The sequence below is a fragment of the Pedobacter kyonggii genome (assembly GCF_004310665.1).
Classification (GTDB): domain Bacteria; phylum Bacteroidota; class Bacteroidia; order Sphingobacteriales; family Sphingobacteriaceae; genus Pedobacter; species Pedobacter kyonggii.
On record NZ_SIXF01000001.1, the window covers coordinates 160,639 to 181,364 of the forward strand.

25 protein-coding genes and 1 tRNA gene are annotated in these 20,726 nt (G+C 38.2%); 6 read left to right on the top strand and 20 right to left on the bottom strand.

Features of this window, described 5'->3' with window-relative positions; translation table 11 throughout:
• Positions 1 to 104 precede the first annotated feature (104 nt).
• From EYS08_RS00665 to EYS08_RS25615, 5 genes are all read right to left on the bottom strand, one after another.
• Positions 105 to 1,265: a TIGR03364 family FAD-dependent oxidoreductase gene (locus tag EYS08_RS00665; protein ID WP_131027947.1), complete on the bottom strand. Its 1,161-nt coding sequence runs from the start codon at positions 1,263 to 1,265 to the stop codon at positions 105 to 107.
• Positions 1,266 to 1,576: 311 nt separating this feature from the next.
• Positions 1,577 to 2,896 carry a DUF5690 family protein gene (locus EYS08_RS00670; RefSeq protein ID WP_131027948.1) on the bottom strand — a complete coding sequence of 440 codons (1,320 nt, stop codon included), beginning with the start codon at positions 2,894 to 2,896 and terminating at the stop codon, positions 1,577 to 1,579.
• A gap of 155 nt (positions 2,897 to 3,051) precedes the next feature.
• Positions 3,052 to 3,942 carry an alkaline phosphatase gene (locus EYS08_RS00675; protein ID WP_131027949.1) on the bottom strand — a complete coding sequence of 297 codons (891 nt, stop codon included), beginning with the start codon at positions 3,940 to 3,942 and terminating at the stop codon, positions 3,052 to 3,054.
• 92 nt (positions 3,943 to 4,034) lie between these two features.
• Positions 4,035 to 4,604, bottom strand: coding sequence for a helix-turn-helix domain-containing protein (locus EYS08_RS00680; RefSeq protein ID WP_131027950.1), 570 nt, complete (start codon positions 4,602 to 4,604; stop codon positions 4,035 to 4,037).
• Positions 4,605 to 4,746: 142 nt separating this feature from the next.
• Positions 4,747 to 4,905: a hypothetical protein gene (locus EYS08_RS25615; protein WP_165456336.1), complete on the bottom strand. Its 159-nt coding sequence runs from the start codon at positions 4,903 to 4,905 to the stop codon at positions 4,747 to 4,749.
• Positions 4,906 to 5,155: 250 nt separating this feature from the next.
• Between EYS08_RS25615 and EYS08_RS00685 the strand changes: the two genes are divergently transcribed.
• Positions 5,156 to 5,656 carry a GNAT family N-acetyltransferase gene (locus EYS08_RS00685; RefSeq protein ID WP_131027951.1) on the top strand — a complete coding sequence of 167 codons (501 nt, stop codon included), beginning with the start codon at positions 5,156 to 5,158 and terminating at the stop codon, positions 5,654 to 5,656.
• 7 nt (positions 5,657 to 5,663) lie between these two features.
• Here EYS08_RS00685 and EYS08_RS00690 read toward each other — a convergent pair whose 3' ends face one another.
• From EYS08_RS00690 to EYS08_RS00710, 5 genes are all read right to left on the bottom strand, one after another.
• The gene (locus EYS08_RS00690) at positions 5,664 to 6,230 is read right to left on the bottom strand and encodes a DUF4256 domain-containing protein (protein ID WP_208745771.1); all 567 of its coding nucleotides are present in this window, start codon (positions 6,228 to 6,230) and stop codon (positions 5,664 to 5,666) included.
• A 286-nt stretch (positions 6,231 to 6,516) separates the two neighbouring features.
• Positions 6,517 to 7,101: a YdeI/OmpD-associated family protein gene (locus EYS08_RS00695; protein ID WP_208745760.1), complete on the bottom strand. Its 585-nt coding sequence runs from the start codon at positions 7,099 to 7,101 to the stop codon at positions 6,517 to 6,519.
• Positions 7,102 to 7,165: 64 nt separating this feature from the next.
• Positions 7,166 to 7,546 (bottom strand): DoxX family protein, encoded by a 381-nt coding sequence (locus EYS08_RS00700; protein ID WP_131027954.1) that lies wholly within the window; start codon positions 7,544 to 7,546, stop codon positions 7,166 to 7,168.
• A 6-nt stretch (positions 7,547 to 7,552) separates the two neighbouring features.
• Positions 7,553 to 8,020, bottom strand: a complete 468-nt coding sequence (locus EYS08_RS00705; RefSeq protein ID WP_131027955.1) for an SRPBCC domain-containing protein — start codon at positions 8,018 to 8,020, stop codon at positions 7,553 to 7,555.
• A 6-nt stretch (positions 8,021 to 8,026) separates the two neighbouring features.
• A complete protein-coding gene (locus tag EYS08_RS00710) occupies positions 8,027 to 8,350 on the bottom strand; it encodes an ArsR/SmtB family transcription factor (RefSeq protein ID WP_086549015.1) in 324 nt (107 codons plus the stop codon).
• A gap of 216 nt (positions 8,351 to 8,566) precedes the next feature.
• On the opposite strand from EYS08_RS00710, the gene EYS08_RS00715 reads away from it, so the two are divergent.
• Complete coding sequence (locus EYS08_RS00715; RefSeq protein ID WP_131027956.1) at positions 8,567 to 9,469, top strand: PhzF family isomerase; 903 nt, start codon at positions 8,567 to 8,569, stop codon at positions 9,467 to 9,469.
• A 142-nt stretch (positions 9,470 to 9,611) separates the two neighbouring features.
• Here EYS08_RS00715 and EYS08_RS00720 read toward each other — a convergent pair.
• A tRNA-Asn gene (locus EYS08_RS00720) sits at positions 9,612 to 9,688 on the bottom strand.
• A 144-nt stretch (positions 9,689 to 9,832) separates the two neighbouring features.
• Between EYS08_RS00720 and EYS08_RS00725 the strand changes: the two genes are divergently transcribed.
• Positions 9,833 to 10,753, top strand: a complete 921-nt coding sequence (locus EYS08_RS00725; RefSeq protein WP_131027957.1) for a PfkB family carbohydrate kinase — start codon at positions 9,833 to 9,835, stop codon at positions 10,751 to 10,753.
• A 146-nt stretch (positions 10,754 to 10,899) separates the two neighbouring features.
• Here the strand turns inward: EYS08_RS00725 and EYS08_RS00730 are convergent, their stop codons facing one another.
• From EYS08_RS00730 to EYS08_RS00740, 3 genes are all read right to left on the bottom strand, one after another.
• Positions 10,900 to 11,142: a cytochrome b5 domain-containing protein gene (locus EYS08_RS00730; protein WP_131027958.1), complete on the bottom strand. Its 243-nt coding sequence runs from the start codon at positions 11,140 to 11,142 to the stop codon at positions 10,900 to 10,902.
• Positions 11,143 to 11,816: 674 nt separating this feature from the next.
• The gene (locus tag EYS08_RS00735) at positions 11,817 to 12,506 is read right to left on the bottom strand and encodes a lycopene cyclase domain-containing protein (RefSeq protein WP_131027959.1); all 690 of its coding nucleotides are present in this window, start codon (positions 12,504 to 12,506) and stop codon (positions 11,817 to 11,819) included.
• Between the two features lies 1 nt (position 12,507).
• The gene (locus tag EYS08_RS00740; RefSeq protein ID WP_131027960.1) at positions 12,508 to 13,038 is read right to left on the bottom strand and encodes a hypothetical protein; all 531 of its coding nucleotides are present in this window, start codon (positions 13,036 to 13,038) and stop codon (positions 12,508 to 12,510) included.
• 211 nt (positions 13,039 to 13,249) lie between these two features.
• Here EYS08_RS00740 and EYS08_RS00745 point away from each other — a divergent pair, with 211 nt between their 5' ends.
• The gene (locus EYS08_RS00745) at positions 13,250 to 14,731 is read left to right on the top strand and encodes a phytoene desaturase family protein (protein WP_131027961.1); all 1,482 of its coding nucleotides are present in this window, start codon (positions 13,250 to 13,252) and stop codon (positions 14,729 to 14,731) included.
• A gap of 374 nt (positions 14,732 to 15,105) precedes the next feature.
• On the opposite strand, the gene EYS08_RS00750 is transcribed toward EYS08_RS00745, so the two are convergent.
• From EYS08_RS00750 to EYS08_RS00775, 6 genes are all read right to left on the bottom strand, one after another.
• Positions 15,106 to 15,636 (bottom strand): RNA polymerase sigma factor, encoded by a 531-nt coding sequence (locus EYS08_RS00750; protein ID WP_131027962.1) that lies wholly within the window; start codon positions 15,634 to 15,636, stop codon positions 15,106 to 15,108.
• Positions 15,637 to 15,766: 130 nt separating this feature from the next.
• Positions 15,767 to 16,783 carry a UDP-N-acetylmuramate dehydrogenase gene (gene murB, locus EYS08_RS00755; RefSeq protein WP_131027963.1) on the bottom strand — a complete coding sequence of 339 codons (1,017 nt, stop codon included), beginning with the start codon at positions 16,781 to 16,783 and terminating at the stop codon, positions 15,767 to 15,769.
• A gap of 41 nt (positions 16,784 to 16,824) precedes the next feature.
• Positions 16,825 to 17,271, bottom strand: coding sequence for a hypothetical protein (locus EYS08_RS00760; protein WP_131027964.1), 447 nt, complete (start codon positions 17,269 to 17,271; stop codon positions 16,825 to 16,827).
• A gap of 73 nt (positions 17,272 to 17,344) precedes the next feature.
• The gene (locus tag EYS08_RS00765; RefSeq protein WP_131027965.1) at positions 17,345 to 17,707 is read right to left on the bottom strand and encodes a hypothetical protein; all 363 of its coding nucleotides are present in this window, start codon (positions 17,705 to 17,707) and stop codon (positions 17,345 to 17,347) included.
• A 3-nt stretch (positions 17,708 to 17,710) separates the two neighbouring features.
• Positions 17,711 to 18,019 carry a hypothetical protein gene (locus tag EYS08_RS00770; RefSeq protein ID WP_131027966.1) on the bottom strand — a complete coding sequence of 103 codons (309 nt, stop codon included), beginning with the start codon at positions 18,017 to 18,019 and terminating at the stop codon, positions 17,711 to 17,713.
• Between the two features lie 54 nt (positions 18,020 to 18,073).
• Entirely contained in the window at positions 18,074 to 18,475 is a 402-nt protein-coding gene (locus EYS08_RS00775) for a sterol desaturase family protein (protein ID WP_131027967.1), read from the bottom strand.
• Between the two features lie 208 nt (positions 18,476 to 18,683).
• On the opposite strand from EYS08_RS00775, the gene EYS08_RS00780 reads away from it, so the two are divergent.
• The gene (locus EYS08_RS00780) at positions 18,684 to 19,295 is read left to right on the top strand and encodes a TetR/AcrR family transcriptional regulator (protein ID WP_029279769.1); all 612 of its coding nucleotides are present in this window, start codon (positions 18,684 to 18,686) and stop codon (positions 19,293 to 19,295) included.
• A 90-nt stretch (positions 19,296 to 19,385) separates the two neighbouring features.
• Positions 19,386 to 20,726 (top strand): TolC family protein, encoded by a 1,341-nt coding sequence (locus EYS08_RS00785; RefSeq protein ID WP_057931302.1) that lies wholly within the window; start codon positions 19,386 to 19,388, stop codon positions 20,724 to 20,726.

The window sequence follows — 20,726 nt, forward strand, 5'->3', positions numbered from 1 at the left end:
TATCTATAATTTTTTTAGGTTTTATAGATGCAATGATAAGATGTATATGTTAGCCCAATGCCAACTTTTAGTTAACAAAAACCCCTATTTCTGTTTAGTATTTGTTAACTAAATATTTTCTTAATACTTTCTTCAGCATAACCTGCACTAGCGGTCATTCCTTTACCGCCAATAGCTGTACGGATGTGGATGCGATCGTCGAGATCGTAAGTTACAATATGTTTTGTTGGGTGCTGTGGATAAAATCCGGCCCAGGTACTTTGCAGTTTGCGCACATCGAAATCAACAATGCGGGCGGCTTCTTCCAGCATCAGCTCGTTAATGTGATGACTTAAATCGAAACCAAGATCGTCGAAATGGTTTACATCAGCATATACATGCGAATCGCCAATAATGATCGTATTATCTGCAGCCTTTTTAAACAGGATATGGATACCCCATTTTTTCAGCTCTTCGTAATGTTCAGGAGTTTTAATGCTTTTGAAAGATGGGCAATAGTGCTCAAAACTTTCGTAGCGCCTAGTGGTGAGCCCCGTTAAAATATTACCTGCTAAAGCCACCTCAGGCATAGGTATACTGCGCATCATCTGCAGTTTACTTACCACGATACCGCTTTCGCTAAACAGTTCGGGATAAAGCAGTTTAAATTCGTAACCATTACAGATAATGGCTTTCACGGCTGTAAAAAGCTCGGTATTGTTTCTTAAACCTACTTCAACACCAGTACCTTTACTTTCGCAGGAGGTAACCGGACTATTGTATTTAAGTGTGTACTGTGCAAACTTAGTCTGCATATATTCATGCAGGCGGTAGATCATTTGATCTGGTGCTACGCTAATTTCCTGGGGAAAAAAGATGGCTTCCTTGGCATAAGAAGATTTAATAGCAGGATATTTTTTTAAAACCGCTTCCTGACTAAGCAGTTTGGTTTCGTAACCAATGGTATCGTAATGTGCTTTCAGCTCATGGATCAAGGTCTGCTCATCGTTATCTGATGCGATGTAAACACTGCCATTTTGCTGAACAGAAATATCGAATTCCTGCTGAATGGATTTATAAATATCTAGACCAGCCACACCATATCCAAACCATTCGGCGTCCATACCCGAGGGTACCACCTGACCAAAATTACGCACGGTAGCGCCTACCGGAAAATTGTCTTTTTCGAGCTGCAATACGGATTTGCCCGAAAGTAAAGCATGGTAGGCATGGAATGTTCCTAAAATCCCTCCACCAATTACAATAAGATCGAAATGTTTATTCATTGTTTATTTTTTATGTGAGATGCTAGGATGTTTCTAAGTCAATCCGGCATCAATGTTAATATTCTTTTAACTGTTCTTAGCCCCACCAATGATTTCAATAGAGATTCGTCATTGCGAGGTACGAAGCAATCTTAATGCGCACGCTTGTAGCGATCGTTGTAAGATTGCTTCGTCGGCTGAAAAAGCCTTCTCGCAATGACGATCACCTGAGCCCCACCACGTCCCCTATATTTCAACCATATAAAAAACATAAGAACCATATAAGCTTAAATGGCCTTACATGATAAAAAATGGAAACAATTAGTCCTTACTTATTTCCCTGTTAAAACCAACTGCTCCGCTGCCTGCATCCTTTTATTTGTAGCCAATGTTTTCTTTCTGAAATAAATCAGTGAGAGCACACTACACACCCCACCAATTAATGGTATTGCAAACAAACACTGTTTAAAAAAGTGCATCCAGCTGGTATTCGTTTCACCGAACTCATGAAACAGCAGTATCGAAAAACTACCTACATAACCAATGGAATCGGCCACATACATAATAAACCCGATATTGCTTTTGTAATGAAAATTGGCAATCATCCGTTCAAAGAAAATAGCATTATAAGGAATGTACGCCATATAAAGTCCCATCCCCAATAAAGCCATCCAGCTTACAGGCCCTATGTGCCCCCTATCGAAAAAGAATGTACTTACTCCGATCAGCAAGCAACCCGAAATAATCATGATATGGATCACGGTAAAAGCTTTGAGGTTATCTTTAATCAGGATCAAAAGCCCCATCATCACCAATACCACAACCGAAATCAGGGTATCAATCTGCGTGTAGATATGGTTGTTATGAATACCTAGGCCGTTCCAGATTTCTACTTCGAAATTATCGCGCATGTCGCGGATACAGGTAAGCAATACATAAATGATAATGGTTAAGATAATACCCGGTAAAAATGTAGTGATAAATTTTCTCCGCTGTTTCGCATCCATCGGTACCCGTTTTGTACGTAGTTCCTGATCTTCTTTTGAAGGCGGCGGAATAACCTCCAGGCAAAAAACAAACAGCAATAGCGGAAGCAGAAAAACCAGTCCGGTAAGAAAAGGCATCCAATAATCGCTTACCAAAGCAAACGACATTAGTGTACGTGCTACCGTTTTAACAAAACCTGAGGCAAATATTAAACTGATCGACATTAGTGCCCCCATAAATTCGGTTGTTTTTCTTCCTTCCAAATAACTGAATACCAAACCCCATATCATGCCCAAAGGGAAACCATTGAGGAAAAGAAATACAATATTGTAGGGTGCAGGTACCGAAGCAAATCCGAGCAAGGCAAGCCAAGAAAAAAGAATCAGAAAAATGATGCTTCTTGCGCGGTTACTTTTCCCCGATTCGGAAATAAAACGGATACCATAAAATTTACTTAAGGTATAACCTACCATTTGCGCAATAACCAACCAAACTTTATAATCGATATGCAGAAATTCCTGATGCTCAAAAGTAGCGGAGGCAAAAGCTTTGCGAAAGGCATACATGCTGGTATAACAACCAAATGCTGATATACCACCAAGCATTGTAATTAACCAATAAGGCCAATTAAGTGCTTTTTTGCGGGCTATATGAAGTAAACCCATCCTAATATCCGCTTATGTTGTTTATCATACCGAACGCCACCAATTTGATTGACATATCTATTCACTTAAAAAAACAATAGTAAACATTGTTTATTATTAGTAAACAAAATCAAGATTATCAAATTGTTAAGTTTTTGCCGTGCAGGGTTGGTGTTTTATTTGGCAAAAGCCTCTAATACCGGTCTTCCTCTCCAACATTGCGGTTGTTGCAACTTCATTAACCAGACCAGTGTTGCGGCTGTATCGTAAGTAATAATTGCGTCTTTTAATTCGTGGTTTTCACGAATACCAGGGCCTGCGATAATCCACGGGATCTGCACTTCATCAAGCGATTTACCACCATGGCCTTTACCTTTACCGCCATGATCGGCAGTAACCAGGATAACGGTTTCATCAGCTATGCCTGCATCGTTAACCGCTTTTACAATTTTACCAATCCGCTGATCTACCAACTCTAATTGTTTATAATAAGCCGGTGTACGGTGACCTATTGAATGTCCCGTACCATCAGGTTCGTCTAAATGTAGGAAGGTAAAATAAGGCTTTTCTTTTTTGATAATTGCAACAGTGGTATCGGTGCAAAAATCATCTTTATCGTTTCCGCTAACGATGATATTTACTGCTTCTTTTTCAAATAAATAACCAATACCGCTCCAGCTATACACAATGGCCGTTTTAGCCTGTTTTTTTTGATCTCTGATTACACTAAATATCCCTGGAAACAAACCATAAGATGTTTTGGTGATAGATGGAATTTCGGGAACCTTACTGTCCCATTCGGTATAACCATGCTCGGTTGGCCCAGCGCCCATTAACAAGGAAGCCCAGTTTACAGCACTGGAAGATGGCAATACACAGCGTGCCTGTGTAGTCCACGAACCGTTGGCCATTAATGCTTTAAGATTAGGCATATTTGCCTCTGGCAAAGCGTAGCCACCAAAACCATCGCAACCAATTAAAATTACGTGTTTAATTTTTTTAGATTGTGCCTGCGCAAATACACATAAACAAAGTAACACTAAAGTACTTTTCAAAAATTTTTTCATATTCATATTTTTCTATCACCAAACCTAAGCTTGGTTTATAAAGATGAAGATAAATAATTGTTAAGTAATAATAAACTTTGTTTACATAAGTTTTACTCAAAAAAATAAATGACCAGCATTAGCGCCTTGTTATCGCCAACATTAACCGGGGTGTGAGAAAGCCTTCCGTCGAAAAGCATGGAATCTCCTTTTTCGAGTATAATTTTCTTTTTCGAAAACTGATATTCTACTTTACCTTCTATCATGTATTTAAATTCGAATGCTTCGGTTTTCACCATTGGACGATGCGCATTCACCTCGAGCTCGAGCAGTACAAAATCGGCGGTCGAAAATTTAATGCTCTTGGTTAGAATACGCGAGTAGTTAAAACCTGTGGCCTGTTCCTTTTCGAACTTCTGGTACTGATCTTTTCGTTTCACCAGAACGGGGGCATCTTTTTTATGAAAATTAATATCCTTAAAAAAACTGTTCAGGTCTATCTGCAGGCTTTTAATAATATCCATTAATACCATTAAAGACGGAATAGTACGGCTGTTTTCGATTTGAGAGATAAGCCCTTTACTTACCTCTGCTTTATTTGCAAGCTCCTGAACGGTAATACCTAGCTCTTTACGTCTTTCTTTAATTTTAAGGCTAATCTGTAAAAGAATTTCTTCTTGCATATGCTAAAATCGTGTTAATAACGCTAATGTATTATTTTATTCCTACAATCTAGATCAACAATCGTACAAGTTACCGAATTACATTTTTCAACATGCTTATAAAAACAAACTGCCGCCATAAAAAGGCGGCGATAGCAAAAATTTAACGGTAATGCCCGGGCACCCAATACCGACCGCCATGAGGGCCAATATTATAATGCCCGCGTACCCAGCGTGCCCTTGGTGCACGTGCGCTTACCACGCATGCACTAAAATTAACCGCCATAACCAATAAGAGCAATGCATTTACAATCCTTTTCATAACCTAATCTTTTAAGTAAAAAATAAATCAAGCTTTATGCTGTGTGTTTTATTTTGACGGAGGGGTAAGAGAAAAGTTTAATTTTTTTAAAGAAAAAACTAATTCATGTTATCAACCTTGATAGCTTCATGAAAGTGAGATAGCTTACTCGTCTATGACCCATAGTTGATGGTTAGGTGGCCGCCTGGCAACCAATGCCCATTGAACCAAGGACTAATTACATCAAACCTATTCTGTTACCTTTGCAGCCATGACAATTAGATTAGCCATAACAGCAGATATCCTGAAAATAATGCACCTGGTAAGCAAGGTTGTACCATTAATGCATGCTGTAGGGAATTTTCAGTGGGGAGATGATTATCCGAACCCCGAGGTATTTACCAGCGATATTACTAGAAGTCAGTTATGGGTAGCGGAGCTGGACGACAAACTTGTTGGTGTTTCTGCAATTACTACAGATCAGGATCCCGAGTATGCAGATGTAGGTTGGGATATTAACGAAAAAGCAATTGTTACCCACCGTTTAGCGGTAGATCCGGACTGCCAGGGCATGGGCATTGCCAAGGCTTTAATGAACCAGGCTGAAGTAGTAGCAAAAGCTTCGGGTATTTCTATCTTAAGGGTCGATACCAATAGCAAAAACATGGCCACCCAAGCGCTTTTCCCGAAGCTTGGTTATCAGTTTAGTGGCGAAATCAGCCTGGCTAAACGACCTGGGCTACGTTTCTTTTGTTATCAAAAATCATTGTGATCATCAGTTACACTCTTAACAAAGCACGGAACGCTCTTGCAGCATAATACGATTGTGCACCATTGTGATACACGAACACATGGTCGTAGCGGTGATCGCCAAAAAGAGCACCACCTAACTTTCTGATCGAGGGAGGAGTAACAATCCAGCTCGATGTTTTGGTATCGAACTTTCCAAATTGCTGCAAAAAGCGGTACTGTTCTTCGGTTAAGAGCTCTACACCCATTGTAGCAGCCATATCAATGGCGTTATTTTCTGGCTGATGCTCCTTTCTTGATTCTAGCCCTTCCAAATCATAACAAATACTTCTACGGCCTTTAGGGCTTTCTGCCGAGCAATCGTAAAAAATATACTCGCTTGTTTCTTTATCATAATCAACAATATCGGGTTCGCCACCAGTTATTTCCATTTCATCAAGCACCCATAGTTTTTCAGGCCTGGCCGCTAACCTTTCTTCTACTTTAACCCATTCAATACCTTTATGGCGGTCCATGTTTTTCTCGAAACGAATTCTCAGAGTATCGAGTAGTTCTTTAGCCTGTTCGGGCGATAACTCTTTTTTATTCCTATTTATTTTACTCATATGTTTTATTTGATTAAATATGCTTCGCATTTCTCAAAGCCGGTAACTGTTTGGTAAATTAATTTACAGTCAATATAATTAAAAAAGATTTTCTTCCGACTACGCCGCCATTGGCAGCTACAAAAGAAAAGTCGTCATTGCGAGGAGGAACGACGAAGCAATCTTTCATACTGGCGGCCCCGGCCCTAAAGATTGCTTCGCCGGCTGAAAAAGCCTTCCCGCAATGACGATTCCTCGCACAGATGACAACATCCGACACCGCGAAACGGGGAAACGATTAGTCATTCAACCCTTTGCCATTCAAAATCTGTGGCATAAATTTCTCAACCCTTGCCTCACGGGTTTTAGCTTGCTTGGGTGCCGCAAAATGAAGTAAATAAGCCCTTTGACGGCCAGGCGTTAAGGCTTCGAATGCCGCTTTTAAATCAGGAATATGATCTAATTTATGTTGAAACTCATCGGGAACGGTATATTCCGTAGTCTTTTTCAAATCTACCTTTAAACCAGCTTTTTCTACCTCAATGGCTTCATACATATAAGTCTTCAAAATTGATTTCAGTTCTACTATTTCGAGGGCATTAGTAAAGCGCGCCTGTCTTGCCGACTGTACATTCTTCGTTTGCTGGATCAAGATCCCGGCGGTATCATTTAATAGAACGCCTTTAAAAAATAAAAATGCACAGTATTCTTTAAAATCATGTATTAAAACGATGTTGTTATTGTTTAAGGTATAACAAGGCACTCCCCATTTTAATTCTTCGGTAAGCCAGCAATCTAGTGCAATTGCCCGCAACAGCAGCAGTTCTTCCTGCCACTTTTTTGCTTTGTTAAAATAAAAATCAACTTTTGGATTCGTTTTCATGTCAGCTGGTTTTGTTGTATTTTTTCGCCCTTCCATTTTAAATATTCAAAATTTGATCATTAATTTAAGCGAAATTAACCTTTCTATCTGCAGGCCTGAAGTACCACGACAGCATAGTTAGCACGAGTAATAACATTGGTCCAAAATATGCCGAAAAACTATTATCCCTAACAGCCAGATGTGAGAAAACAGCACCAGACATCACAAAGAAAAAGCCTGCATAAGCCCATTCTTTCAATAAAGTAAATTTAGGAATAAGCACAGCAACAACACCCAAAATTTTCCAAACACCCAATATCGTCAGAAAATAAAGCGGATAACCCAATTGGTTAAACAACGCTACTTCTTCTTTCATTTTTATCAACTGTACTATTCCAGTTGATAACATGCCTAATGCAAGCCAAACGGTAGCAATCCAATAGATGATTTTGTTTCTCTTTGTCATGATGTGTTATTTTAATTGGTGTACGATATTTTGTAAGCGGTTATGTGCCATATTGATGCCCTGCGCAAAAGGCAAAGCCAGTATTTGATCTCTAAGTGCAACTGATTTATAAACAACATGCATCGTGAGTTTACTACGATCATCGGTTAGTTTATCAAACTTTAAAAACTCAAGCTGAACGCCAAAAGGTGTATTTTCCATTTCGAATGTCCGCGTTATTTTTTCATCGGGTACAAATTCGTGGATTACCCCTGTAGCAACAAATGCTACATTTCCTTTAGGGCCAGCAGTTTCGAACTGATAACTACCATACTTTTTGTTTTCAAGCTTAAGCACTTTCGTCCCCATCCATTGCTCCACAATCTCAGGTTCTACATAAGCCTTAAAAAGCAATGCCACAGGTAGATCAAATTCTCTGGTAATGATCATTTCCTGTTTACCATTTTCAGCCTCAATTTTTGTTTTCTGCTCCATGTTATGCTATTTGCCTGGTTTATAGTTTTTCATGATATCTTCCAGTTTATTAAATCTGTCATCCCACATTTTGCGGAACGGCTCAATAAAATCGGCAATTTCCTTCATTTTTTTTGCGTTAGTGTGGTAATGAATTTCTCTGCCGTTTTGTTTTTGCTCCAACAATTCGCACTCGGTGAGAATCTGCAGGTGTTTTGAAACAGTTGGCCTTGCGGTGTCGAAATTAGTGGCTATTGCACCAGCCGTCATCGATTGCGAAGCAACTAAAAGCAATATTGCCCTTCTTGTAGGGTCAGCAATGGCCTGAAATACATCTCTTCTTAAATTCATTATGTAGCTATTTGACTACAAATATAAATGTAGTCATTTAACTACGCAAATTTTTATGAAAGTTTTTTTAATGGGACTTTCTTCAACAGATCGTCATAAGTCTGGTTTCATCCGTCACATCTATTAAAGCATCAGGATCCGGCTTATAAAATTGAATATATTTGATCAGTGTATGCAAAAAGAGAAGAAAGCCCTTTTAACAAACCTGAAACGATCATGAAAACGTATAAAATATACCAAATAGATGCTTTTACAAAAGAGAGATTTAGTGGAAATCCGGCGGGCGTGGTCGTGAATGCCGACGGGCTGACTGATACTCAAATGCAACAGATTGCCAAAGAATTAAACAATTCTGAGACAGCCTTTCTTTTTTCTCCAGATGATAATAGTGCCGATGGCCTAATCAGGTATTTTACGCCAACATCAGAAGTTCCCATTTGTGGCCATGCTACAATTGCCGCGATGTATGCAAAAGCCATTGAATACAATTTAGACACCTGTATTTTGAGATACAAAACTAAGGTTGGCACGCTGCCTTTTGAGATCGTCAAAAAAGATGAGGATTACCAAATTATAATGACTCAAGGTAAATTTGAACTTAGCCCTGCATTTGACAACATTACAACCAGACAAATATTATCAGCGCTAGGACTTCATTATAATGATACCGATGAAAAATGCCCCATTCAGATTGCCTCTACAGGACATTCGAAAGTTATGATCGGGATAAAAAGCAGAGAAAAGCTAAACAATCTGAACCCTGATTACAATAGCCTGATTGACCTAAGTAAACAGATTAATTGCAATGGCTATTTTGTATTCACATTTGACTCGGATGATGATGACGTATTAACATATGGAAGAATGTTTGCCCCTGCGATCGGAATAAATGAAGATCCGGTTACAGGTAATGCAAATGGACCATTAGGTGGATACCTTATACAAAATAAAATCGTCGATTTTAAAGATAACCTTTTCGAATTCAATGGTAAACAAGGAGAAAAGATAAACAGATTCGGAATGATAAGCGTTAGCGTCGGAATTGAAAATGGTCTACCTTCGCTAATCAAGATAAAAGGCGATGCAACGGTAGTATTTAAAACTGAAATTAAAATATAACAATAATCCAAAGGCTTTAATACATTTTCTTTCTGTTTAGATTATCTAAAATTTATGCTTAAAGTGACTCCCCAACTTTTTTGCTTGATCCCTTCTCACCCAGCCATAAACGCAAAAAACCCACAACTTTCGTTGTGGGTTTTGGCTCCCTCTGCTGGGCTCGAACCAGCGACCCTCTGATTAACAGTCAGATGCTCTAACCAGCTGAGCTAAGAAGGAGTACTGGTCGTTTCCTAAAACGAGGCTCTTTGCACTTTACAGCACACATACCCTTGTTCGTTTTGGGAATGCAATATTAGGGCTTTTAAATTATTTATGCAATATTTGCAGTGAAAAATTTTAAAAAAAAATTAACACATAAATATGAGCCTGATAATCATAGGTACTGTAGCTTTTGATGCTATTGAAACTCCTTTCGGAAAAACGGATAAAATTGTAGGCGGAGCAGCAACTTACGCAAGTTTAGCGGCATCTTACTTTTATAATAAAGCAAAAATTGTAGCAGTTGTTGGCGATGATTTTCATCAATCAGATATCAACACCTTCACGGCACACGGTATTGATACCGAAGGATTACAGATTAAAGCAGGTGAAAAATCATTCTTCTGGTCAGGAAAATACCATAACGACATGAATAGTCGCGATACTTTAATTACGGAACTGAATGTACTGGAAAATTTCGATCCGATTATCCCAGAGAGCTATCAAGACTGCGAATACTTAATGTTAGGAAACCTAACCCCACAGGTGCAGCAAACGGTAATTAAACGCCTTAAAAACCGCCCGAAACTGATCGTAATGGACACCATGAACTTCTGGATGGACATTATGATGGATGATTTATTGGAAACCATTAAACTGGTAGATGTATTAACCATAAATGATGCCGAAGCACGTCAGTTATCGGGTGAATACTCATTGGTTAAAGCTGCTAAAAAAATTCTTGCCATGGGGCCAAAGTACCTAATCATTAAAAAAGGTGAGCATGGTGCATTGTTATTCCACGAAGATCAGATTTTCTCAGCTCCGGCTTTGCCTTTGGCAGAAGTATTTGATCCAACTGGTGCCGGCGATACTTTCGCAGGAGGCTTTATCGGTTATTTGGCTAAAGTGGGCACAATTAACTTCAATAACATGAAAAACGCGATCATTTATGGCTCTGCACTAGCTTCTTTCTGCGTAGAGAAATTTGGAACAGAAAGGTTATTAAATTTAACCGATGAAGAAGTTGCAGCAAGAATTCAGGAATTTGTAAGCTTAAGTGCTTTTACAATAGAAGTTTAATAAGTTTTCAGTTAACAGCAGGCAATTTTCAGTTGCCAGTTCTAATTAAATAAACTTTAGCCGTAGATTTAAAGATTAATTCTTTTAAATCTGCGGCTTTTTTATAGAGTAAAGTCTTTACACCAAACCATCTGTACATACCAAAATCAATTTGGTATAGCAAGTATAGCTATCGGTATGAATTTCTCAAAAACAGCTTCAGTGTGGGGTGCATCGGGCAGTTCGTCTGTTAAATCCTGTCCGGCCCAGTGCTCATAATGTTTACCGTCCCGCCACAGCCTGCTATCGGTCATATCGTAGATCAAACCTTTATAAGCCACCCATATTTGAGGTTTATCCTGTCCGTTACGTAATGCGAGTTGCTGCTTGGTATAGCTGGGTAAATCCATTTAAATTAATTTCGGGTTGAAGATAATCAAAAAGGTTTTTAACCATATAAGAAATTTAAGTACCATATAAGCTTATATTTCCTTCAATGCCTTATATCCTTGATTAGCTATTGTTTTTGAAGCGCAAGTTCGCTACAAAACACCAACTTCCTTCCCGTTTTACGCTTTTACGCTTCGCTGCCTCGTACCTCGTTGCTGCAGGGTATCGCTTCAACCGCGGCTAGTTAGCCTCGACAGCATTTCATTTTTGGGGCTGCAGGATGTACAAACCCTTATCTTTAAACCTAAGGGACAGTAGCGGCAGCCTCCGATTCTTCTATCGGAGCTACAGCGAATGGCAGGACTAAGAACCGCCAAGAACCACAGGCCATTCGTTTCCCTATTAAAAAATTATCGATTTCATTTGGAGCGCAATACCTGTACAAAACAGTAAAGTCGCTTCCCTTTTTACGCTCTACGCTTCGTTGCTCCAGGGCATCTCTTCAACCGCGGCTAGTTGGCCTCGACAGCATTTCATTTTTCGGGTTGCAGGGTGCACAAACCCCTGTTCCTAAACCCGATCCGATAGCTGTCGGATGCAATGAATCCCCACGTTAAGTCGGGAGGAATGTAGAGCGGGACCGAACTGCGCCAAGAGCCACTGAACATTCGTTTTCTATAAATAAAATTTTATTTTACGCTTGGCTTTTGCCTCCCTTACTTTTAAAAACTTCGTACAGGCAGATATTCATCAACAACAGTCCCATTAAATAAAAATGATCTTCGAAAGGGATAGTACCTACTCTAAAACCAAGGTTTTGCTTATCGTTATACATCACCACAGGGATAGAAGTTAAAAATCCATTAACGATATAAAATGGGATAAGCGAAACCAGATAAGCCCTATAGAACTTGTACATAAACCTGAACTCGACATTTACATACTCTACATAAGCCAGCACCATAAATAAAAAGCCAAAATTGATCAGCGTATACCACCTGTTATAACCGAAAAATAAAATAGCCACACAAAGTCCTAGGAGTAAATTACTTAATGCAAGGCTATACCTTTGCAGATCGTTTTTTGGGAAATAGGCATTCAAACATTCGTAAATAAATACGCAGGCATAAGGAACTGTTAAAAAGAATAAAATCTCTTCCAAAGGTAGCCCCAAAAGATTTACCCCAATAAGGTAATCGGGATTAAAAGACCACACATTGAGTTTGGTAAACAGGATATCCCAAATTAAAAACACCACACCTGTAATTAATATCGAAGGCAATACAAACTTCCATTTGCTAAAAAAATGAACCTTTTTATCGAATGATAAAACCAGGGGAAAGAAGATTACAGCAAGGTTGATAAGTAGATAGGTATAATTCATTCTAAAGGTGTTTTGTCAAAATTTTAACTTCAGCAGGGCTACATTTTTTACTGTCGATCATAAATTTAGCTACGTTTTTAATCAGTTCGCGATCGGCAAGCCCAAAATTTTCATTTTGGTAATGTTTAACGATCTCTTTTTTATCCTTGGCTAAATCTTTACTGAAACCGAGAAAGGAAGGTGTATAAAATTCAATCGAAAACCGCATAAAACGGATCTCCATATTTTCCTTATCCATATCAATTGCTTTTTGCATGGTTTTGAGCGATCGGCTTACATACTTGATCTTGTTATATGGATTCCAGGAGTGCTTGGCCTTAAGCGCCTCCAACGTTCCGGTGTAACCCGTAATTAAGGCGGTTTTATTGGGGAGCTTGTTCAGTTTGGTAAACAATGAGTCGGTTAGCTTCGGGCTTTCTACCGCTTTAACCATATTCGTTTTTAATATCGCAATTTCTTGGGCAGATAACTGGGCGTAAGTAATATGGTTTGCTGCAAATAGCAGAAAAAATATAATGGGTAGTTTAATCATGAGTTTGGGCAAAGGTAAGAAAAGCTAATTGTAGATGCTTTGTATATTATTCAAAAGTGAAATATCATCATTGCGAGGCACGAAGCAATCTTAATGCACACGCTAGTAGCGATCGTTGTAAGATTGCTTCGTCGTTCCTCCTCGCAATGACGAAAAAACAATATTTGATGTTAACAAAAACAAAACGCAATAAAATTCCTTTATTTACACCATGGATAAAAAACCTATGGTTACCGTTATTGGTGCTGGCTTTGCAGGTTTGGCTGCTGCAGCTTTACTGGCTAAAGATGGTTGTGATGTTACAGTGATCGAAAAAAACGAAATGGCCGGTGGCAGGGCCAGAACCTGGCAAAAAGACGGATTTCTTTTCGATATGGGCCCCAGTTGGTACTGGATGCCTGATGTTTTCGAAAACTACTATAACCTATTCGGAAAAACTGCCGCTGATTTTTATACACTAAAAAGATTAAATCCTTCTTATCGTATTTATTTTGATAAACGGGATACTATTGATGTTCCCGAAACATTAGCTGATTTATATGCTTTATTTGAAAAGCTTGAACCAGGGAGCAGCAAGAACCTAAAACATTTTCTCGATCAGGCGAAATACAAATACGATGTAGGCATGAATGAGTATGTTTTTAAACCTTCGCACAGTGTGATGGAATATTTCGATCCCAGATTGGCGGTTAGCGGAATCAAATTGCAGCTTTTGGGCAATATGCGTAAACATGTTTACCGGTTATTCAAGAATGAGCGTTTGAGGAAACTTTTAGAATTTCCGGTTTTGTTTTTAGGTGCCACGCCACAAAACACACCTGCTTTATACAGCTTGATGAACTACGCAGATCTCGTTTTAGGTACCTGGTATCCCATGGGCGGCATGCACAAAATTGTGACAGCTATGCAACAAATAGCCGAAAGTGAGGGCGTAAAATTTATTTTCGATACCGAAGTAACCAAAATAGAAGTTAAAAACAATATTGCAGAGGCTGTAATTACCAATAAAGGCAGTTTTAAAAGCGATTTTGTAGTGGGCAATGCCGATTATCACCATATCGATCAACATCTTTTTGAAAAACCTTACCGTAATTACAGTGAAAAATATTGGAATGAAAGAACAATGGCTCCCTCCTGCCTTTTGTTTTATATCGGATTAAATAAAAAACTAGACAATATATTACACCATAACTTATTTTTTGATGAGGATTTCGATCAACATGCCGAAGAAATCTATACCAATCCACAATGGCCATCAAAACCCCTATTTTACGCATGCTGTCCTTCCGTAACTGATAAAAGCGTTGCACCGGAGGGCTGCGAGAACCTTTTCTTTTTAATTCCGGTAGCACCTGATTTAGCAGATAGCGAAAATAAAAGGGAAGAATACTTTAATTTACTGATCGAACGCTTTAAAAATTTAACAGGAAACGATATTGGCGGTAACATTTTGTTTAAGCGCAGTTACGCCATGAACGATTTTGTGGAAGATTACCATGCCTTTAAAGGAAATGCGTATGGATTAGCAAACACTTTGAAACAGACGGCTTTTTTAAAACCCAAGATGAAAAGTAAGGTAACAAATTTTTTATACACCGGACAATTAACCGTTCCGGGGCCTGGTGTACCACCTGCAATCATCTCTGGGCAAGTGGTAGCAAAAGAAATAAAAAAAAAGTTAAAAAAAGCTTGACAAATTTAAAATTTCCCTTATCTTTATAACCACAAAACAAAAATACTGCAATAAAGCTTCAAAACACATAATCGTTCGGGGTTTGCATTTGTTTCGAAATAAGAGAGAAGGCGAATTGTTGAAAGAAAAAATAAGAATCAACTAACCAAATATATGATAAGCAAAAAGGCCTGAATTTTCGGGCCTTTTGCTTTTTACAGTACTTCTGGCTTTCAATTGCCTCAAAAGTAGAAAACCCGATCTCATTCGTTACTCCCATGTACTTCAACTTTATTAATTTCGGCTAGTATAAATAAAAAAAAAGCCCCGGTAAATATACCAGAGCTTTGGTTAAAATGTTCTTCAACGGGAATTGAGAATAATCTGATTAACACTTACATCACTTCTGATGCTGCGATTTCTTTAGAATAGGTTTTTAAATATTTTTTAAGAATACCTCTTGCTACGTGGATACGCGTTTTTACTGTTCCAATCGGAATAGCCAACATATCTGCAATTTCGTGATACTTATATCCTTCAAAATAACGGATAAAAGGCACATAATACTCCTCAGGTAATTGCGAAAGGGCTTTATCAATATCGCCTAGCACAAATTTACTCTCTGCCTGGTTTTTAGTTGCACTATATGAAAGATTTGCGGAAGATATATCTTCGCTCTGCGTAATTAAAGTATTTGTTTTCACCAATCGGCGATAGTTGTTAATGAAAGTATTTTTCATGATGGTAAATAACCAACCTTTTAAATTCGTACCCTCTTTAAACTTATTGTAATAAGTGATCGCTTTCAGCATGGTATCCTGAACCAAATCATTTGCGTCTTCTGCGTCTTTAGTAAAATTTAAAGCATAAGATCTAAGCGATACCGAGTGATGATTAACCAGATGATTGAATTCAAATTTTGTCATGATATTTAGCTTTAGGTAGATAAAAAAAACAAATGAATTATTGTTCGTTCGCTTAAACCTAAACAAACTTAGTACCAAAATTTTCTGGCATGGTGCTAAAAGCGTACAACTGCCTAAGGGCAAGCTTTCGTCACAGAATATTTACTTCTCTTTCTAAAGTGACTCCAAAAGTAGACTTTACACTGTCTATAATGTGTTCAGAAAAATTATACACTTCTGTGCCAGTCGCATATCCATGGTTAACTAAAACTAAAGCCTGGTTTTTCCAGGTACCTGTTTGACCAACCACTTTACCCTTCCAGCCACACTGCTCAATTAACCAGCCAGCCGCCAATTTAATTTTATCATCGGCTGTAGGATAATGTACCACATCGGGGTGTTTTGCCACAATATCGGCAAATTCATATTTTTCGATCACCGGATTTTTAAAGAAGCTACCTGCGTTACCAATAGTAGACGGATCGGGCAGTTTGCTTACGCGGATATGCGATACAGCAGATGAAACATCGGCAATATTTGGCCTTTCGATGCCCCTGTTCAGCAGCTCGGTTTCAATGGCACCATAGGAGGTATTAATTTTCGCTTCCGCCGATAAACGGAAAGTAACGGATGTAATAATATACTGGCCCTTCAACTCACCTTTGAAAATACTTTCACGGTAACCGAAATGGCAATCATCATAAGTAAAGGTTTTGATTTTTCCGGTTTTGATCTCAAAAGCGTTACAGCTTTCGAAAACATCTTTAAGCTCTACCCCATAAGCACCAATATTCTGTATTGGCGATGCACCTACAGTACCAGGGATTAGGCTTAAATTTTCTACACCTGCAAAATGATGCTCAACACAGTAATTTACAAAATCGTTCCATACTTCACCAGCACCCGCTGTTACCAACACTTTATCATCAATCATTTCGGACTGAATGCCTTTGATGCTGATTTTAACAACTAATCCGTTATAATCCTGAGTAAATAACACATTACTTCCTCCACCAATAACCAAGAGCTTTTGAGATTTTACGATCTCGTTTTTAAACAGCCTGGCTAAATCTGCTTCAGAAAATATCTCGGCAAAGTAACTTGCCTTAACATCGATACCAAACGAATTGTATGGTTTTAACGAAACATTTTCCTGGATTTGAAGCATATTGATTTTGTATTATGCTGCAAAAGTAAAATAAAAAATAGTTAAGGAACGATTTTGGTTATCCCCTTATCGAAATTAAAGCTTAAAGTGTCCGCTTTTTCTCTTTCAACTACTACTCCCGAAAGTTTCCAACCAACAAGAGCTGGTTTGGTTTTGGCAACGTCCAATAAACGGTATCTTTCTTTGGTGAGTTTTGCACTGATCAACCCTAGGCTATCCGATTCTACCTGACTCAAGTGTTCGATTTGACTCTCAAGCGCAGCTAAAGTATCATCTAACTCATTTCCCTTTTTGATGCTATCGGCATAAGCTTTTGGTGAAATATTGTAAAGGCTATCCAATTTCGACCTATCAAAATTCAATTCCTGATTACTGCTTGCGTATTTAGCCTCTACAAGTGCAATAGCACGGTCTTGATCAGTCTTTTTGCCGCAGGAAATAATGACAACGAGTGATAAAATTGCAAAGGCATAGTAAATTTTTCTCATGGCATAGGTTTAATAAAAAAGAGCAAGCATCCTGCCAAGAAATGATGAGCATATAAACCAAACCCGGAGAACTTTATTTTTTTCCCTGGTTATCTATTGTCTCTTTAATGCCCAATCCCTCCTTACTTTGCTTCAAACGGGTCGAAAGTGCCCCATATAGCTCTGTGGGAGTACCAAAATCAAGTCCCAAGTTAAGATTTGATAAAGAGAGAAATTTTATAGCATTTCCTACTTCAATAAGTGCTACTGGAGAATCGGCATTTTGTTTAACAAAATCCAACATTTTTCGATTTCTTAAGGCCACTAATGCATCTTTTAATTGCTGGAGATAAACCCCTCCACCAATTACCTTTGAAGGTTCTAAATTGTAAGGGTTTTCAATATCCAATTTAACATCTTCGAGAAAAATCTTTTTAAGATTAGCACTACCACCCACAAATCAAACTTTCTGTTTTATCTTCGATTTTACTTCGGCTAAAGTAATATACCCACCTTCATCAATAAAAATGAAACCTTCTCTCAAAAGTTTTCCCGCCAGATCAGATGTGGCCGATAGCCGAAAATGATCGCCATCCATTGGCCTCACCAAAAACAGATCTGGTTTTCCTGCTACTGGCGCATCACTTACCAGGTAAGCAAATTTTGCATTTTTAGGATTTTGAACCACCCCTTCGATGGTAAATTTGATAGTTTGCGCATGCAGTGAGCCCACAAAAAGCAAAGCGATGCAAATAGTTAGTTTTTTCATCAGCTTTATATTTATAACCTTAAATATAAAACTAATTAATTAGTTAAAAATATTTTAGTCCTTTTTTATTAAGTTCTTTCTTACAAATAATAGTCCAAAAGCCTTACCTTTTTCTTTGCCCCTATTCTTATGATGAACCTTATGTGCTTTCCGCACAGCCTGCAAATAAGTATTGTTGCTTTTAAAAGTTTTAAACCGCCTGTGCACAAACCAATCGTGTACCACAAAATAAATCAGGCCATATAAAGTAATCCCTAAACCAATAAAAAACCGGTAACCTAAATTATCCCGATCGGTATACATTAAAAACAAGGATACTACAGCAAATAGTGCAGCAAACAGATCGTTCCATTCGAAGAATGATTTTGCTTTTTGGTGGTGGCTTTTATGCATAAACCATAGTGGTCCATGGAATAAATACTTGTGTATAAACCAAGACAAGCACTCCATTGCCATGAGGGTAAACAATACAATAAAGATGTTGATTAATACTGACAAGTTTTCTAAATGATTGGTTTGTAAAGATATATAAACAGCGCGAGAACCAAAATCGTGTCATAAAATTGTAAGCTTAATACAATTTCAACAAACCTTTCATGACAAATCATTTTTTAGCACTATTTTTGACTAAAATATTAAAAAAGTCAGAAAGTAGAAAAGTAAAATGATTGTAGCCGATAAAAAGAGAGAGCAAATTATTGATGGCGCTATAAAACGCTTTATCCATTTTGGTATTGGTAAAACCACTATGAACGATATAGCAGAAGATCTTTCCGTTTCCAAACCATCGCTTTATTATTATTTCCCGGATAAGAAGCATTTAATTATTGGAGTAATAGAAAGGGTATTTAACGACTTCTTTGAGTTGATCAAAAAGAAATACAATCCAGATCAGCCTTTGGAAGATATCCTTTTTAGCACCATAGAAGTGAGGAACACTTTCTTCCAAAAATATTACATGCTAAGGATTACGGAAGGCATTCCTGATTTATTGAACGACGATGTGATCAAAGGAAAGTTACAAACGCTTAAAAGCTCTGAAAAAGATTTCTTCGCAGAAATTTTTAGTCAGGCAAAAGGAAAGGGAGAAATTGAACACGATGATACTGCACATGTTGCAGAACTTTACCTGGAAAGTTTGATGGGCCTTTGCACCATGTGTATTATGGAAACCGGAAAAGATCTTTTCCCCGATAAAAAAGCATTAAACAAAATGACACTGAAGCAAAAAAACCTCACCACCATATTTGTGAGAGGTTTACGATGTTCAGACTAAAATACGGCGGCAGCAACAATGATAAACCGATTGTAAACAAGCCACAAATTTTGAATAGATAAGAACCCAAAAACAAAAAAACAATACATTATGCTTAGAGTAAAAATGGTAAGGTTAATGCTCATACTGCTAATCGGCTCGGTTTTACCGCAGCTGGTGCTTGCACAGCAGCAAGTTACCTTAAAAGATGCGCTAACCTATGCGCTCCAAAACAACACCAAGATTCGAAACTCGAAATTGGATATTGAAGGCGGAAGATACAAGGTAGAGGAAGTTAGGGCACAGGCCTTGCCTCAAATTACAGGAAATGTTGGCTTAACTTATAATCCTATTATCGGTCAGTTGGTTGCTAATTTCGGCGGACAGACACAGGCAATCAAATTAGGCCAGAACTGGAATTCGACTGCAGGTGTTCAGCTTTCGCAACAATTATTCAACCAACAAGTTTTTACTGGTTTACAGGCTGCGAGATCGAGCGAGGAATATTATAACCTTACTTCAAAATTAACAGAAGAGCAGATTATCGAGCTGGTGGCCAACAATTACTACCAGGTTCTGGTAAACAGACAACAGTTAAACGTAATCGACACCAACATTAAAAATGTGAAGATTGTAGAAAAAATTGTTTCGAACCAGTTTAAAAATGGTTTAGCAAGAAAAATTGATGTTGACAGGATCAATGTAAACCTAACTAATCTGAATACACAGCGTGAGCAGGTGATTAATGCCATTACCCAATTGGAGAATCAGTTAAAATTCTCGATGGGTATGCCGGTTTCTACGCCGATCAGCTTACCATTTACCGAATTAACAGAGGTAACTACTTTACCTGTATTTACAGACTCTATCGATCTGGCAAACAGAACAGAGGTTAAACTTTTGGATAATCAGGATAAACTTTTATCACTGCAAAGAAAGGCATACGTTGCCGAATATTATCCATCATTGGCTTTAACGGGTAATTACACCTACTCTAGCCAAAGTGATGGTTTCGATTTTCTAAAGTCTAATGCCGCGGCAATCGGATATGGCGCATCGGCAGTTGGCCTAACCTTAAAAGTGCCAATTTTCAACGGTTTTTTAACACGTTCAAAAATCCGCCAGGCAGATGTAGATATTAAGAAAGCAAGAGAGAGCAGAAAAGAATCTGTAAACTCGTTAAACCTGGCTTATGAGAACGCAAAAATCCAATTGCGCAACAACATTAACACCATTAAATCGCAGCGTAAAAACGCTGATTTGGCGCAGGAAATTTACAAAAGCACACAAAACAACTATAACAATGGCTTAGCTTCTTTAACCGATCTTCTGGATACAGAAAATGCACTTACTGAGGCACAGAACAGTTATACACAGGCTTTATTGAATTATAAAATAGCCGAAATACAATTAATCAAATCAAACGGAAATATTAAATCACTAGTACAATAG

Coding starts and splice junctions, on each gene's coding strand:
- EYS08_RS00675 (WP_131027949.1), bottom strand. CDS start 3,942: ATGAAAAAATTTTTGAAAAGTACTTTAGTGTTACTTTGTTTATGTGTA.
- EYS08_RS00685 (WP_131027951.1), top strand. CDS start 5,156: ATGACAATTAGATTAGCCATAACAGCAGATATCCTGAAAATAATGCAC.
- EYS08_RS00750 (WP_131027962.1), bottom strand. CDS start 15,636: ATGACAAAATTTGAATTCAATCATCTGGTTAATCATCACTCGGTATCG.
- EYS08_RS00670 (WP_131027948.1), bottom strand. CDS start 2,896: ATGGGTTTACTTCATATAGCCCGCAAAAAAGCACTTAATTGGCCTTAT.
- EYS08_RS00780 (WP_029279769.1), top strand. CDS start 18,684: ATGATTGTAGCCGATAAAAAGAGAGAGCAAATTATTGATGGCGCTATA.
- EYS08_RS00735 (WP_131027959.1), bottom strand. CDS start 12,506: ATGAATTATACCTATCTACTTATCAACCTTGCTGTAATCTTCTTTCCC.
- EYS08_RS00680 (WP_131027950.1), bottom strand. CDS start 4,604: ATGCAAGAAGAAATTCTTTTACAGATTAGCCTTAAAATTAAAGAAAGA.
- EYS08_RS00770 (WP_131027966.1), bottom strand. CDS start 18,019: ATGAAAAAACTAACTATTTGCATCGCTTTGCTTTTTGTGGGCTCACTG.
- murB (WP_131027963.1), bottom strand. CDS start 16,783: ATGCTTCAAATCCAGGAAAATGTTTCGTTAAAACCATACAATTCGTTT.
- EYS08_RS00700 (WP_131027954.1), bottom strand. CDS start 7,546: ATGACAAAGAGAAACAAAATCATCTATTGGATTGCTACCGTTTGGCTT.
- EYS08_RS00760 (WP_131027964.1), bottom strand. CDS start 17,271: ATGAGAAAAATTTACTATGCCTTTGCAATTTTATCACTCGTTGTCATT.
- EYS08_RS25615 (WP_165456336.1), bottom strand. CDS start 4,905: ATGAAAAGGATTGTAAATGCATTGCTCTTATTGGTTATGGCGGTTAAT.
- EYS08_RS00785 (WP_057931302.1), top strand. CDS start 19,386: ATGCTTAGAGTAAAAATGGTAAGGTTAATGCTCATACTGCTAATCGGC.
- EYS08_RS00695 (WP_208745760.1), bottom strand. CDS start 7,101: ATGAAAACGAATCCAAAAGTTGATTTTTATTTTAACAAAGCAAAAAAG.
- EYS08_RS00665 (WP_131027947.1), bottom strand. CDS start 1,265: ATGAATAAACATTTCGATCTTATTGTAATTGGTGGAGGGATTTTAGGA.
- EYS08_RS00745 (WP_131027961.1), top strand. CDS start 13,250: ATGGATAAAAAACCTATGGTTACCGTTATTGGTGCTGGCTTTGCAGGT.
- EYS08_RS00740 (WP_131027960.1), bottom strand. CDS start 13,038: ATGATTAAACTACCCATTATATTTTTTCTGCTATTTGCAGCAAACCAT.
- EYS08_RS00725 (WP_131027957.1), top strand. CDS start 9,833: ATGAGCCTGATAATCATAGGTACTGTAGCTTTTGATGCTATTGAAACT.
- EYS08_RS00705 (WP_131027955.1), bottom strand. CDS start 8,020: ATGGAGCAGAAAACAAAAATTGAGGCTGAAAATGGTAAACAGGAAATG.
- EYS08_RS00715 (WP_131027956.1), top strand. CDS start 8,567: ATGAAAACGTATAAAATATACCAAATAGATGCTTTTACAAAAGAGAGA.
- EYS08_RS00710 (WP_086549015.1), bottom strand. CDS start 8,350: ATGAATTTAAGAAGAGATGTATTTCAGGCCATTGCTGACCCTACAAGA.
- EYS08_RS00775 (WP_131027967.1), bottom strand. CDS start 18,475: ATGGCAATGGAGTGCTTGTCTTGGTTTATACACAAGTATTTATTCCAT.
- EYS08_RS00730 (WP_131027958.1), bottom strand. CDS start 11,142: ATGGATTTACCCAGCTATACCAAGCAGCAACTCGCATTACGTAACGGA.